Source organism: Candidatus Litorirhabdus singularis (assembly GCF_026262625.1).
Classification (GTDB): Bacteria; Pseudomonadota; Gammaproteobacteria; order Pseudomonadales; family Halieaceae; genus Litorirhabdus; species Litorirhabdus singularis.
The window spans coordinates 1237099-1250117 of record NZ_SHNN01000001.1 but is presented as its reverse complement, the minus strand read 5'-3'; the positions used below and the strand labels follow the sequence as shown (position 1 = coordinate 1250117).

At 55.9% G+C, this 13019-nt stretch carries 15 protein-coding genes; 12 read left to right on the top strand and 3 right to left on the bottom strand.

The genetic code is table 11. The annotated features are described in order from the left end of the window. Positions 1 to 2 precede the first annotated feature (2 nt). The 9 genes from EYC98_RS05570 (at position 3) to EYC98_RS05530 (ending at position 7198) form a co-directional block, all read left to right on the top strand. The gene (locus tag EYC98_RS05570) at positions 3 to 1466 is read left to right on the top strand and encodes an aldehyde dehydrogenase family protein (RefSeq protein ID WP_279244320.1); all 1464 of its coding nucleotides are present in this window, start codon (positions 3 to 5) and stop codon (positions 1464 to 1466) included. After that, the gene (locus EYC98_RS05565; RefSeq protein ID WP_279244319.1) at positions 1463 to 2233 is read left to right on the top strand and encodes an SDR family oxidoreductase; all 771 of its coding nucleotides are present in this window, start codon (positions 1463 to 1465) and stop codon (positions 2231 to 2233) included. Before EYC98_RS05570 ends, EYC98_RS05565 begins: the two co-directional genes overlap by 4 nt. Before the next feature lie 9 nt (positions 2234 to 2242). After that, positions 2243 to 2581: a 2Fe-2S iron-sulfur cluster-binding family protein gene (locus tag EYC98_RS05560; protein WP_279244318.1), complete on the top strand. Its 339-nt coding sequence runs from the start codon at positions 2243 to 2245 to the stop codon at positions 2579 to 2581. 3 nt (positions 2582 to 2584) lie between these two features. Next, positions 2585 to 3322, top strand: a complete 738-nt coding sequence (locus tag EYC98_RS05555; protein WP_279244317.1) for an SDR family oxidoreductase — start codon at positions 2585 to 2587, stop codon at positions 3320 to 3322. 52 nt (positions 3323 to 3374) lie between these two features. Then, positions 3375 to 4223, top strand: a complete 849-nt coding sequence (locus EYC98_RS05550; protein ID WP_279244316.1) for an SDR family NAD(P)-dependent oxidoreductase — start codon at positions 3375 to 3377, stop codon at positions 4221 to 4223. Between the two features lie 186 nt (positions 4224 to 4409). After that, positions 4410 to 5726, top strand: a complete 1317-nt coding sequence (locus tag EYC98_RS05545) for a malonyl-CoA decarboxylase domain-containing protein (RefSeq protein ID WP_279244315.1) — start codon at positions 4410 to 4412, stop codon at positions 5724 to 5726. Between the two features lie 155 nt (positions 5727 to 5881). Continuing rightward, complete coding sequence (locus tag EYC98_RS05540; RefSeq protein WP_279244314.1) at positions 5882 to 6412, top strand: hypothetical protein; 531 nt, start codon at positions 5882 to 5884, stop codon at positions 6410 to 6412. Next, the gene (locus EYC98_RS05535; protein WP_279244313.1) at positions 6412 to 6672 is read left to right on the top strand and encodes a DUF2845 domain-containing protein; all 261 of its coding nucleotides are present in this window, start codon (positions 6412 to 6414) and stop codon (positions 6670 to 6672) included. The genes EYC98_RS05540 and EYC98_RS05535 overlap by 1 nt, the downstream gene beginning before the upstream one ends. A gap of 112 nt (positions 6673 to 6784) precedes the next feature. After that, the gene (locus EYC98_RS05530; RefSeq protein ID WP_279244312.1) at positions 6785 to 7198 is read left to right on the top strand and encodes a cupin domain-containing protein; all 414 of its coding nucleotides are present in this window, start codon (positions 6785 to 6787) and stop codon (positions 7196 to 7198) included. A 2-nt stretch (positions 7199 to 7200) separates the two neighbouring features. Here EYC98_RS05530 and EYC98_RS05525 read toward each other — a convergent pair whose 3' ends face one another. Then, a complete protein-coding gene (locus tag EYC98_RS05525) occupies positions 7201 to 7614 on the bottom strand; it encodes a putative quinol monooxygenase (protein ID WP_279244311.1) in 414 nt (137 codons plus the stop codon). A gap of 204 nt (positions 7615 to 7818) precedes the next feature. Here EYC98_RS05525 and EYC98_RS05520 point away from each other — a divergent pair, with 204 nt between their 5' ends. Continuing rightward, positions 7819 to 8166 (top strand): DUF805 domain-containing protein, encoded by a 348-nt coding sequence (locus EYC98_RS05520; protein ID WP_279244310.1) that lies wholly within the window; start codon positions 7819 to 7821, stop codon positions 8164 to 8166. Here the strand turns inward: EYC98_RS05520 and EYC98_RS05515 are convergent. Continuing rightward, a complete protein-coding gene (locus EYC98_RS05515) occupies positions 8163 to 8906 on the bottom strand; it encodes a sulfite exporter TauE/SafE family protein (protein ID WP_279244309.1) in 744 nt (247 codons plus the stop codon). The genes EYC98_RS05520 and EYC98_RS05515 overlap by 4 nt on opposite strands. 105 nt (positions 8907 to 9011) lie before the next feature. Between EYC98_RS05515 and EYC98_RS05510 the strand changes: the two genes are divergently transcribed. Next, the gene (locus EYC98_RS05510; protein WP_279244308.1) at positions 9012 to 9638 is read left to right on the top strand and encodes an MSMEG_1061 family FMN-dependent PPOX-type flavoprotein; all 627 of its coding nucleotides are present in this window, start codon (positions 9012 to 9014) and stop codon (positions 9636 to 9638) included. Between the two features lie 145 nt (positions 9639 to 9783). Continuing rightward, on the top strand, positions 9784 to 12201 hold the full coding sequence (locus EYC98_RS05505) for a TonB-dependent receptor (protein ID WP_279244307.1): 2418 nt from the start codon (positions 9784 to 9786) through the stop codon (positions 12199 to 12201). An 84-nt stretch (positions 12202 to 12285) separates the two neighbouring features. Here EYC98_RS05505 and EYC98_RS05500 read toward each other — a convergent pair whose 3' ends face one another. Continuing rightward, positions 12286 to 12903, bottom strand: a complete 618-nt coding sequence (locus EYC98_RS05500) for a hypothetical protein (RefSeq protein ID WP_279244306.1) — start codon at positions 12901 to 12903, stop codon at positions 12286 to 12288. Between the last annotated feature and the right edge of the window lie 116 nt (positions 12904 to 13019).

Below are 13019 nucleotides of genomic sequence, written 5' to 3'. Positions count from 1 at the left end.
TTATGAATCCCGAGACAAGATTATTTATCGACGGCGAGCTGGTGACAGCAGCCTCCGGCGCCACCTATCCCAACATCAACCCCGCCACCGAAGCCGTAATCGGCGAGGTGGCCGATGCCGGAACTGCCGATATGGAACGCGCAATAGCCGCTGCCCGACGTGCCTTTGATGAAACCGACTGGTCAACCAACCATGCCTTTCGCCATCACTGCCTGCAACAGTTGCAGGCCGGCCTACGCGCGGTGCAGGACGATTTCAAACAACAGATTTCCGCCGAAACTGGCGCACCCATGGGCATTTGTGGTGGCAGTGGCCCCCAGTGCGAAGTCCCTATCTCAATGATGGATTTCACGCTGGAGACATTACCCGACTTCCAATGGTCACGCGATCTGGGCATTGCCGAGCCACTGGGGCAACGCAGCCGACGCCTGGTAGAAAAAGAAGCGATTGGTGTTGTCGCTGCGGTGACGCCCTGGAACGTGCCGCTACAAATCAACCTCGCCAAGTGCGTACCGGCACTGGCAGCGGGTTGCACCGTAGTACTCAAAGCAGCGCCAGATACACCCTGGTCAGCGACCATGCTGGGTCGCGTGGTCAAGGAGCACACGGATATTCCCGCCGGGGTTTTCAATGTCATTACTGCGGCCGACCCCGTCGCGGTCGGCGAACAGCTGGTCACCGATCCCAGAGTCGACATGGTTTCCTTCACCGGCTCTACCGCGGTCGGGAAACACATTATGAGCCAGGCCGCCGACAGCGTTAAAAAAGTGTTTCTGGAACTGGGTGGCAAATCGGCCAATATCATTCTGGACGATGCCGATCTGGGCAGTGCACTGCTGTCGTCCCTGGCGGTCTGCTTCCACGCCGGTCAGGGCTGCGCCATTATGACGCGATTGCTGGTACCACGTTCCAAACAGCAAGAAGTTGAGGAACTACTGAAGACCTACTTTGGCTTCATTCAGTATGGGGATCCGGCAGCAGAAGACCAGATCATGGGGCCCGTGGTCAACCAGCGTCAATACGAGCGGGTGCTGGCCTATATTGAGCGAGGCAAAAATGAGGGCGCACGTTTGCTATTGGGTGGCGGCACACCAGCGCACCTGAGCAAGGGCTATTACATCGAGCCAACGGTCTTTGTCGACGTCACCAATGACATGACCATTGCTCAGGAAGAAATCTTTGGGCCGGTATTGTGTGTCATCACCTATGAAGACGAAGAAGATGCGATTCGCATTGCCAATGATTCTCCCTATGGCCTGTCAGGTGGCGTGCAGTCAGCCAGCGATGAGCGCGCGCTGGCAGTGGCGAGGCGCATACGCACCGGCACTCTGATGGTGAACGGCGGCAACTACTATGCGGCTGACGCGCCTTTTGGCGGCTATAAGCAGAGCGGTATTGGGCGCGAAATGGGGCCGGAAGGTTTTGAGGAATATCTGGAAACCAAAACCATAGCGATTGGCGCATGAGTTCACTGCAGGGTAAAACCTATGCGGTAACCGGCGCCTCCAAGGGCTTTGGGCTGGCCATTGTTAAGGCCCTGCTGGAGCAAGGCGCCAACGTGGCGATGCTGGCACGCAACGACGACGTATTGCAGGCGGCGGCCGGCGCCATCAACAGTGATCGAGTGCTGGCGATTAGCGGTGATGTGGCCAACGCTGCGCAGATGCGTGAGGCGCTGCACACCACCAAAAGCCACTTTGGTAGTTTCAACGGTTTGATCAATAACGCCGGTCTCGCTCGGCCCGGCAACGTTGAGGACCTCGACCATGATGACCTTTTATTACAGGTCAATACCAACTTCGTCGGCACAGTCCTGTGTTGCCAGGCGGCCATACCGCTGCTGCGAGGCGAGGAAAATCCGCGCATCATCAATATTTCTTCCGCCAGCGCCTGGCACTATGATGAGATTTATCACCTGTCGATCTACGCCTCCACCAAGGCTGCGGTTGAGCGCTTCACCCGCGACCTGAGGTTGGAACTGCAAACTGACGGTATCGGAGTGACCTGCATTCGACCCGGTGCCGCGGCCACCAATTTCGCTGACGGCTGGGACATGGAGCGAGTGACCAAGGCGATAATCGCCTGGCAAAACTCTGGCCCCACCATGGACTTTGGTATGGAGCAGGAACATGTAGCAGATGCGGTGGTTTACAGTCTCAGCTACCCGGCCGGTGTTGCGGTAGACTTGCTTGAAGTTCGACCCAACCAGCCTATTCCCAAACTCAAACTATAAGGAACACCAATGCCCAATATCATTTACGTCGAAGCCGATGGCACCCGCCATGAAGTCGAGTTGGATGAACAGACTACGCTGATGGAAGGCGCCACCATGAATCTGGTGCCCGGCGTCGAAGGCATGTGCGGCGGCGTTTGCTCCTGCGCCACCTGCCATTGTTATATCGAGGGGGACTGGAAGGACAAAACACACCCGCCCCAGCCCAACGAACTGGCAATGCTGGATACCGCAAAATTTAGAAAAGACACCTCCCGTCTCGGCTGCCAGGTAATGGTGAGCTGGGAAATGGAAGGCATGGAAGTACACCTGCCCGAAGAACAGGGCTCTTTACCCCAGGGGGAATAGCACATGGATTTTACCGGCAAGACGGTTATTGTAACGGGCGCTGGCGGCGGCATCGGCGAAGGCTATGCCAAGCGCTGCGCAGAGGAAGGCATGAACGTGGTGATCGCAGAGCTTGACGCGACGGGCGGGCAGCGGGTGGCAGACGAGATTGGTGAACAGGCGTTATTTGTGCAAACCGACGTCGCCGACGAGGCCTCAGCCAATGCCTGCGCGGAAGCTTGCATGGCGAAGTTTGGCCGCATTGACTACCTCATCAACAATGCCGCAATCTTTGGCAACATGCTGATTGAGGGTTACCTCAATGTCGACCTCGATTACCTGGAAAAATTCATGCGCGTCAACGCTCACGGCTGCCTGATTATGACACGGGCGGTGGTTGAACACATGACCGCGGGGGGCGGCGGCGCCATCGTCAATCAGTCTTCAACTGCGGCCTGGATGAGCACTGGTTTCTATGGAGTTGCCAAGCTCACCATGAACGGTATCACCCAGTCCCTCGCCAATGAACTGGGGTGGCGCAAAATTCGCATCAACGCCATCGCCCCTGGCCCCACCGATACCCCCGCGCTGGAGCGCAACGCCGGTGATTACGCCCAGGAAATGCTCAAGAGCATGCCTATTAAACGACTCGGACAGCCGGAAGATATGGCCAACGCAGCGCTGTTCTTGCTCTCAGAGCAAGCCAGCTGGATAACCGGACATATTCTCAACGTAGACGGTGGTCAGTTTATGCGCCCGTAGCCGCGTCTGCCTCGCTATCCAATACCCCAATGACACCACGAGGATATAGACCATGGAGCACCCTGCTTTCGCAGAGAACAACGTCGCGGTTATCACTGGCGCCGCCGACGGCATCGGCTTAGCGGCGGCAAAAAAGTACGCGGGTATGGGCATGCGCGTTTGCATGGCGGATATCAACCTGGCAAAGCTCGAGGCAGCGACTGCGACCATCCCCGGTGCGCTCGCTGTGGCAACAGATGTGAGTGATATCGCACAGGTAGAAGCTCTGCGCGACAGCGCATACGCTGCGTTCGGTCAGGTCGACGTACTTATGAACAATGCCGGCATGGGTGCCAGCACAGGTTGCTGGACCGAGCGCGACAACTGGCTGCGAGTGCTGCAGGTCAATCTGTGGGGGGTTATCAATGGCACGCAGGCTTTTAGCGCAGCAATGCTGGCACAAGCCACGCCCGGCGTCATTATCAACACCGGCTCCAAACAAGGCATCACCTGTCCACCGGGCAACCCTGCCTACAATGTCAGCAAGGCCGGCATCAAAACGTTTACTGAAGCCTTGCAGCACGAACTGCGCAATACCGCGGACTGCCAGATCAGTGCGCACCTGTTAGTGCCAGGTTTCACTTATACCGGCATGATTGCCAGCTTTATGCCGGAGCAACCACCGGCGGCCTGGTCGCCGGCTCAGGTAGTCGATTTTTTACTGCAAGGCGTCAACGCAGGCGACTTTTACATCCTGTGCCCCGACAATGATGTCGATCGTGCCGCAGACAACAAGCGTATGGCCTGGGCGGTGGGCGATCTGATTCACAACCGGCCACCGCTCTCGCGCTGGCACCCGGATTTTGCGCAGGCCTTTGAGTCCTATCAACTGGACCCGCAAACATCCGCCAATGACGACTGAACAGCACCGCTGAGCCAAAAAGACTTTGCCTGTGATGTCTCTGACACCCCCGCAGTGGCCGCTGCGACGTGTATCCGCAGCAAGCTATCGAATTTTTGCGATACAGTTCTAATTCCGGACGCGCATAGTGGGACCCAAACGGCCTTTGCCGATATAGTAAGCCATCAATAATCACGAGCACGCCGCATGACGCCCCAGCAGCAACTCAGCCAACACACCGCCAATTTCGGCCGCATGATCGGCTCTGTCGTCGATGCCGGACGCGGGATACTGGCAAAGCGTCGGCAGACGCAGCAGGCCAGCTCAGGCGAACTGCTCACTCTGTGCCACGACTTGCTGGAGCACCGCGGAGAAGCCTCAGGCCTGGCCTTGGCCAGCGAAATCTGCGAGCGCCTCGAAACACTCGCCCAGGCGGATATGGATGACTTTTTCCAATCTCTGGCGCTGGACTTTGACGTGGTGCCAGAGCACATTCTCGCCAGCGCGAAAAGCTATAGCGAAGCACCCGATTTCGATACCTTGGCGACACTAAAGCGGGCAGCAGAGGCACCCCGTGAAAAGCTGTTTCGCCGTCTTAATATGGCGCCAGGCGGCACCAGTCTGCTGGTCCGTCTACGCGGACAACTGCTGGGTAAACTGCGCGAAGACCCCTCGTTGCGTGCGGTGGACGCGGATCTCAAGCACCTGTTTATCTCCTGGTTTAATCAGGGTTTTCTGGAACTCCGCAGAATCGACTGGAACTCTCCGGCACTGGTGCTGGAGCGCATTATTAACTATGAGGCGGTACACGCTATCAGCGGCTGGGACGACCTGCGCAGCCGTCTGCACAGTGATCGCTCCTGCTTTGCCTTTTTTCATCCAGCCTTGCCAGATGATCCTTTGGTGTTCGTTGAAGTCGCCTTGACCCAAGGCACACCCGAAGCCATTGCACCGTTACTCGATCAACAGCGCGAACCCGTAGCCAGCGAGGCTGCAGATACGGTGGTTTTCTATTCGATCAGCAATTGTCACCCGGGTCTGGCCGGAGTCTCCTTCGGCAACTTCCTCATCAAGCAGGTAGTAGCCGAGCTGCAGCAGACGCTGCCGGGACTGAAGACTTTCGTCACCTTATCACCGGTACCTGGTTTTCGACGTTGGCTCACAGGCGCCGACTTGACCGAGCTGGTGTCAGAGGACCTGGCCCAGCAGGTGTGCGAACCTATCACCGGCGTAGTTACCGCAGAAGTACGTGATGCGCTGATTAAACTGTGCGCCCACTACCTGATTAACGCTAAAGCGACGGGTGCCGCGGCGGCCGACCCGGTGGCGCGTTTTCACCTCGGTAACGGCGCGCGCCTGCACCGCCTCAACTGGGGCGCAGATCTGAGCACCAAGGGCAAGCAGCAGTCTGCCGGCATTATGGTCAACTATCTCTACGATCTCGATAAGATCGAGCAAAATCACGATGCCTACTTTGACCAAGGCGAAATTTCTGCCTCGAAAACCGTCAGCAAACTTCTCTAGTATTAGCCCGTTGATAAGATAAACAAGTGCCGCGGGCAAGGCTACCAGGTGTTGGCAGCACGCGCACAAACCGGTAATTCTGCAGCTTGACGCCTGTTTCCGTTCTCCTATAACGTAAGCTAATAATTGATGCGCAGATTCTACCGAGGGAACTTATGAAGCCACTACTGTATGGACTCAGCTTAGTCATACTGATGCTGAGCCACGGCGCACTAGCCGCCGAAAACCAAATGGAGGCCGGTGCAGCTATCGCCTGGTCTGCCGAGGGTCGGGTATTTCGCACCACCCCGGACCAGATTGAGTTTCAGGGAGCCCTGGAAGGCATTATGTATATCGAGAGCTCCAGCGGCGCACTCGACGAGGCCTTCGTTGAATGCTCTTTCAAGCAAGTAGTCAAAGACGGTTCTGAAACAACCCATGGCTCCGGCAATTGCATGATCATTCAATCGGCCGACGACTCTGCCTTTGCTGAATTTGACTGCAATGGCGTAATCGGCGCTTGTCGCGGCGAATTCAGACTCACTGCTGGCACCGGTCGCCTGAAAGGCATCAAAGGTTCCAGCCCTCTCATCATGCGCTCACCGCTGCGGCATATGCTTGACGGTATCAGCAATGGTAGTGTTATTGGCGTAGATTCCGGCATCGCGCTGCTACTGGATCTCAAGTACACCCTGGGAGGCAAGTAATGACGAAGCGACTATTAAGTTTTGCACTGGCAAGCGGCTTGCTGCTGTCTCATGGTGCCAGCGCCGAGACCATTCGCTGCGGCAACTACCTGATTCAGGATGGCGAGCGCTCTGGTGCCACCAAGTATGAGGTACTAAAAAAGTGCGGAGAGCCTGCCAGTCGTATGGGCCACACCTGGGTTTACCAGATAGGTAAAAAAGCTGTCCAGTTACGTTTCAACGGCGCTGGTCAGTTGGAAACCATTCGTAGCGAGCGCTAGCAGAACACAAGGGGGCCTTAACACAGCTCTTGGCCGCCTTATCGAAGCAGCGACTGGCGCAGCCAGTCATCGCCACCTATGCTTGAAAGAATACTCAAGCAGGGACACAGCCATGTCGCCACAACCCGGTCCCCACAGTCTTAATCAGGTGCGCTACATCATGGGCGCTGATGGCTCTGGCACAACCAAACCAGACAGCCCAACTTTTTACCAGGAACTGGGGCAATTCACGCACCAGTCGTTGATCTCTGAGTTCAGTTTCGACCAGCCGTGGCCGACCTGGGAGATGCACCCCAACGGTGACGAATTCGTCTATCTGCTCGCCGGGGACACCGATATGGTGTTATGGCAGGCAGGCGTTGAACGCGTTGTGCGCATTAATACACCGGGAGAGTATGTGGTCGTGCCCAAGGGTGCCTGGCACACTGCCCGTCCGCACAGTGCAACCAGCATGTTGTTTGTCACACCAGGTGAAGGCACGCTAAATGCTGAAGTGCCGCCAGATTGGACGGCACCCGACCGGTAAGCCTAAGCCTTGCCGCGCAGCAACAACCACCATTGCTCAAGGCTTAGCGGATACAGCGCCTGCTGCTCCCGCACGGCTTCAGGCTCATCAGCTGGCACGTCCTGCTCAGCTGCCGCGGGCAGTGGTGAAGACTCGCTAACCGGGTCCACCAACTCAAGATCGAGCGCTGCAATACAGGCTGCAAAGCGCTGCATTTCACCTTCATGGTGATCACTGGCCTGATGCCGCCAAAAGGTCAAATTGTCCACAAAGGACAGTAAACAGTAGTAAAAGCCCGGCTCGTGTCCGCGCCAGTATTCATAGCGCATGACACCAGTTTCGGTGTCGTGAGTCTGGCGATACATGAACGCCATGACATCCTCAAACTCTGCTTCTTTACCCGGATGTATCTGTATTTTTGCTAGTAATGTAGCCATTAGCCCGCCGTAAATGCGTTATCACTTACCATTTCTGCCCCGTGGGTGTAACGGGACTCGTCAGAGGCCAAATATAGCACCCTATAGGCGATATTATCGGCCGCGCCCCTATCCATAGCAGCACCGTGTTATTTAGTATCGACCGCATTTTTTATTTAGGCAAGCGCGGTTACACTGGAACCCGACAACCGGTGGAGAAAAGTCATGGAATGGTATATTCGCGTTCTGGAAAACTATGCAGTTTTTGAAGGCCGTGCGCACCGCACCGAGTACTGGATGTTCGTACTCATTAACGTGTTCGTCATCATTGGCATCAGCTTGCTGGAAAGCGCCATTGGGACTCAGGGCTCAATAGGTTTCCTCTACAGTCTGGCCGTACTCATACCATCGGTCGCGGTATCTGTCAGACGCCTGCACGATATTGGCCGCAGCGGTTGGTGGTTACTGATCAGCCTGCTACCAATTCTGGGGACTTTGGTATTGCTTGTGTTCCATTGCCTGGACGGCGAACCGGGAGACAATGACTACGGGCCAGATCTGAAGCAGGCCTAGCCTAGTCCCTGGGTCAGTAGGCGCAGTCCGACCAAGACCAATAAAAAACTGATAATCCGGTAATACAGCGTCGGGTCTGTGCGTTGCACCAGAAAATGCCCCATGGCCACGCCCAGCGGAGCCAGCGGCATCAGCACCAGCGACAGAGTCAGATTACCCAGCTGCAACTGGTCCAGCGCATAGTAAGGGAACAACTTAACGACGTTTACCACGGCAAAAAACATACCCGACGTACCGGCAAACAGCAGCGGCGACAAACCTTTGGGCAATAAATACATAGCTACTGGTGGACCACCAGCGTGGATGCTAAAGCTGGTAAATCCGGCCAGGGTGCCGAATAACGAGCCGGTCACCGGGTTGTGTTCAGAGCCGCTCAGAGCGCGCAGGCCAAACAGGGTCTGCAGACCAAAGGCCGTGGCAAGCACCCCAATCACCACCCGTATATGGTCGTCATTCATATAGCCCACGCTCAAGTATCCCAGCGCAATACCCACCATGGCACCGGGCAACAAGATACGCAGCGCCCGGCGGTCAAAGTGCCCCCAGTAGGTGCGCACGACCTGAGCATCCATCACCACCAGAATCGGCAACAAGATGGCGGCAGCCTGCGTCGGCGACATGAACAGTGCCATGATAGGTACCGCCATCACGGCCGCTGGACCGGCAAAGCCGCCTTTGGCTATCCCATAGAGCAGCACCGCCGGAATAGCGGTGAGGTAAAATAGAGGATCAGTTAGCATGGCCGCTATTGCAGCGTTTGCTGACTGTAAACACAAGGGTTATGTGAGTGCGCCGCGTTCGCGTGACAGATCCGTGCTATAACCATAACCACAAGGAGAACGATTATGGCTGACAACTATCAGATAACCAGTGTCCAGCAACTGGAAGACACTCTTGGCACGCCGCTGGAATTCATTGCCCAGAAAGTTCGCAACTCCCTCGATGAAGCCATGCTGGAATTCATTCAGCGCTCGCCTTTGATATTTCTGTCGACCCTGGACAGCGCCGGACGCATGGACGTTTCGCCCAAGGGAGATTCACCAGGGTTCGTGAAGGCTACCGACACCGGTAAACTGCTGCTGCCAGACCGCCCCGGCAATAAACTGACCTATGGTTTTCGCAATATTCTCAACAATCATCATATCGGAATGATTTTCGTCGTCCCGCATCTCAGGGAGACTCTGCGAGTTAAAGGTACTGCCACATTGAGTAACGATCCGGCGCTGCTGGAACAACTGGCAGCCCAAGGCAAGCCGGCCACACTGTGCACCACTATCGACGTCAGTGAGTGCTTCTTTCACTGCGGTAAAGCCATGATCCGCAGCAAACTGTGGCAGCCGGAGCACTGGCAGGAGGCGAGCACAAAATCTCCGATGGTGAGCGCTATGGTAAAACAGTTTGATGCTGACGAAAGCGCCTACTCCGATATCGAGACCGCATTGGAAGACAACTATCGCGACGAGCTGTACTGAGTTACTTCGCTACAGTCAGGGGTTCGCAAATCCAGCGCCGGAAATACCTGCCTACCAATAAGTGGTTGCGGTTTAGCCCAGATAGCGCCATATTCAGTAACAAGAAATTATAACAATAACTAAACTGACCGGAGGCAACTCCCCTATGAAGCAGCTCCCCCTCGCCGTGCTGGCGATCACCACGGCCGCATCTATACCGCTATACGCGCAATCTATTACGGCCCTCGAAGAAGTCATTGTCACCGCCAACAAACGTGAAACCAATTTGCTGGAAACGCCGGCGGCTGTCAGTGCTTTTGATTCCAACACCCGCGACTTGCTCGGCATAGACAACGCTTGGGATCTGGTTGGCCGCACTCCCTCGCTGTCGGTAACCAGCTACAGGGTAAGCCTGCGGGGCGTCGGCAGACCCAATCTTGCGGTGGGCTCCGACCCCGGCATCGGCATTTACTGGGACGGTTTTTACCAGACCGAAATCGGCATTATGGACTGGTCAAACCTGTTCGATATCGAGCGGGTAGAGGTACTGCGAGGCCCGCAAGGCACGCTGTATGGCCGCAACAGCATTGGCGGCGCCATTAATCTAATCAGCAAGATGCCCACTGATGAACTCAGCGGCGATGTCAATATCGAGCTCGGCAACTATGGTTACCAGGTGGCCCAGGGCCTGGTCAGCGGCCCGATCACCGAGGATTTTTCGGCACTGCTGGCGGTGTCATCCATCAAGCGCGACGGATTTACCGAAAATCTGGAGAATGGTCAGGACCTGGACGATCTGGACCGCCGTTACGTCAACCTGATTCTGCGCTACAACTGGAATGACAACTGGACCACCACCCTCAAAGGCCATCGCTTCGAACAAAACAATACCCCGTCCAATAATTCCAATCGCCCGGACCCGTATGACCGCGAATATATTGAACTGGTTAACGACCAGGACACCGGTGCGCCACTGAATTTACCTGGCATCTATCCCGGCCAAAGTTTTGCCAACCCGCATCAGGGTTACCTTATGGAGAACCCGGGGGCCACCAATGATCAGGAAGTACGTATCGACTCGATGCCCGAATCCAGCACCGAGGCCAACGGTCTGATTATGACCAACGATATCAGTCTCGACGGTTACCTGGTGCGCTGGATCGCCGGCTACGCCGACTATGACTTTCAACCGAGCTACGATTCAGATCATTCGGTGGCGCGCCTTTCGGGTCTGGATTGGAGCAAGATCTATGCAAACGGCGTCCCGGTATCGGTCTTTACAGGAATCGAGCGGACCCCCTCGTTCCAGAATCTGATCGTTTCCCAGAATGCTGAATTCCAATCCCATGACCTGCAATTGCACTCTGAATCAGACGGCCCCCTCAATTTCATTGCCGGGGTGTATTACTACCACAGCAAGGAAGATCAGTACCTGACTTTCACCGAAGAAAACCAGGACCTGATGGATGTTTACCGGTTCTTTGGTGCGGCCTTATTGGGCGGCGCTCCAGTCAGTGACAGCAACCGCCTGTATGAGGGCCGCGCTAAAGTCGAGACCACATCATGGGCGGTTTACGGACAGGGCGACTGGGAATACTCAGATGACACTACGTTTACCCTGGGGTTGCGCTACTCCACCGACAAGAAGGAAGGCAGTGATCGCACCTTCGCCCAGTTCGTTGGCGAGGTGGGCACGGATGGCTATATCGACCGTGAAATTGATGACGATTGGGACGATGTGACCTGGCGTCTCGCGGTGGATCACACACTGAGCGACAACGGCATGGTTTACGCTTTCGTTGCCAGCGGCTATCGTGCCGGTGGCTTCAACTTCATGAAACCTACCGCCAGCACCGACGTTGATCAGGTTGAACCTGAGAGCCTGATTTCCTATGAAATCGGCTACAAGGCCAGCCTGATGGAGAGCCGACTGCAGGTAAGCACGGCAGCGTTTTATTACGACTACACTGACTTGCACGTGCTCAAGCGCGATGTCGTTAACGGCATTACCCTTAACTCCTTTGTCAACGCTCCCGAGGCCACCATTTACGGCATCGAGGCGGAGGCTACCGGACTGGTCGGAGACCATCTGCTGCTGAGCGGCACTTACTCCTACAACCAATCGGAATACGGCGACTTTTATAGCAAGGACGCCGTGGCTTGCTCGCTGGGTCCTTTGTTGGAGGGGAATGCCAGTGACCCGCTGTGCGCAGACGAGCAGAACCTCAACGGCAACCAATTCCCGCTGACACCGGACCATAAGGTATCGTTAAACGCGACCGTGAACTGGGAACTGGCGCAGCTCAACTGGGCTCTTACCGGCAGTTACATGTACACCGGCAAGCAATACATGGAACCGTTCAACCGCGCCGACTACGATGAGATAGATGCCTGGGATCGCTTTGATGCCAACCTGGTGATGCGTCCGCAGGACGGTCCCTGGACCCTCACCGCCTGGGTGAAGAATATTACCGATGACCGTGAAATAGTGTTTCAAGGGCGGCCGAGCCCGGTCAATCACCTGGCCACAGTGACGTTGACCGACCCCCGCACCTATGGACTGCGGTTCAACTACGCATTTTAGCGGAGCCTGCGACTTGCGGTGGAATAAGTAAATCTAGCAGAGAGACCGCGCGTCAAGCCTGACGCGCGTTAACAGGAGATTGACTCAGCGGCGGCGTTGGCTGCGCATAGCAGCCAGGCCAGCCAGCATCAGGAAGGCGGTGGCAGGCAGGGGAACATTGCGGATAATGCCGTTGCTGGTGCCATCATATGGCACGGGCGTGAATCCTAGCCCATTACCCAAGGCCCAAACGGTATCGAAAGTGATCGTGGTGAAATCGCCTGGGGCCAGCACATCAACAACAAAGTTCAAAGTCGCCAACACCAACGGATCACCCTGCAGCGCGTCCAGCGCCGCTGAGCTCAGATAACTGAACTGGGCCAAATTGACGGCGCCACCGAAATCCCCCTGACTACAATCAACCGAGTCGCTGAATGGATCGATGCAGTCCCCCAGGGCTCCTGGCGCACCCAAGCCTGCCCCAAGGCTATAGCTACTAAAAGAAAGAGCGGCCGAATCATAGCCGATATCAAAGTCAAAATCGCCGATCACAGCTACCCCCAAATCCGAGGCCAGAATATCCACAGAGACTAAATCCCCGGGCATACGGACCTGCGAGGCTGGTGAAATGCTCAGCATCAGCGCCTGGGCCGAGGTGGCGAGGCCAAACAGGCCGAGCGCCAACGAACCGACGATAGTCTTTTTCACAATAGCTAAATTCATGCGGGTCTTCCTCCAATGCCGGAACCAAACCCGGCATTTAACTGATGCGTGTTTCTTTGAGTATAGGAGATTAAGCAAAAAACGCGCCAAAATATTTATTATCCATAATTATCATG

Bases quoted from the DNA above. Each gene is read 5' to 3' on its own strand.
- EYC98_RS05500 (WP_279244306.1), bottom strand. From the start codon at position 12,903: ATGAATTTAGCTATTGTGAAAAAGACTATCGTCGGTTCGTTGGCGCTC.
- EYC98_RS05515 (WP_279244309.1), bottom strand. From the start codon at position 8,906: ATGCTAACTGATCCTCTATTTTACCTCACCGCTATTCCGGCGGTGCTG.
- EYC98_RS05545 (WP_279244315.1), top strand. From the start codon at position 4,410: ATGACGCCCCAGCAGCAACTCAGCCAACACACCGCCAATTTCGGCCGC.
- EYC98_RS05540 (WP_279244314.1), top strand. From the start codon at position 5,882: ATGAAGCCACTACTGTATGGACTCAGCTTAGTCATACTGATGCTGAGC.
- EYC98_RS05520 (WP_279244310.1), top strand. From the start codon at position 7,819: ATGGAATGGTATATTCGCGTTCTGGAAAACTATGCAGTTTTTGAAGGC.
- EYC98_RS05525 (WP_279244311.1), bottom strand. From the start codon at position 7,614: ATGGCTACATTACTAGCAAAAATACAGATACATCCGGGTAAAGAAGCA.
- EYC98_RS05555 (WP_279244317.1), top strand. From the start codon at position 2,585: ATGGATTTTACCGGCAAGACGGTTATTGTAACGGGCGCTGGCGGCGGC.
- EYC98_RS05530 (WP_279244312.1), top strand. From the start codon at position 6,785: ATGTCGCCACAACCCGGTCCCCACAGTCTTAATCAGGTGCGCTACATC.
- EYC98_RS05535 (WP_279244313.1), top strand. From the start codon at position 6,412: ATGACGAAGCGACTATTAAGTTTTGCACTGGCAAGCGGCTTGCTGCTG.
- EYC98_RS05565 (WP_279244319.1), top strand. From the start codon at position 1,463: ATGAGTTCACTGCAGGGTAAAACCTATGCGGTAACCGGCGCCTCCAAG.
- EYC98_RS05570 (WP_279244320.1), top strand. From the start codon at position 3: ATGAATCCCGAGACAAGATTATTTATCGACGGCGAGCTGGTGACAGCA.
- EYC98_RS05505 (WP_279244307.1), top strand. From the start codon at position 9,784: ATGAAGCAGCTCCCCCTCGCCGTGCTGGCGATCACCACGGCCGCATCT.
- EYC98_RS05560 (WP_279244318.1), top strand. From the start codon at position 2,243: ATGCCCAATATCATTTACGTCGAAGCCGATGGCACCCGCCATGAAGTC.
- EYC98_RS05510 (WP_279244308.1), top strand. From the start codon at position 9,012: ATGGCTGACAACTATCAGATAACCAGTGTCCAGCAACTGGAAGACACT.
- EYC98_RS05550 (WP_279244316.1), top strand. From the start codon at position 3,375: ATGGAGCACCCTGCTTTCGCAGAGAACAACGTCGCGGTTATCACTGGC.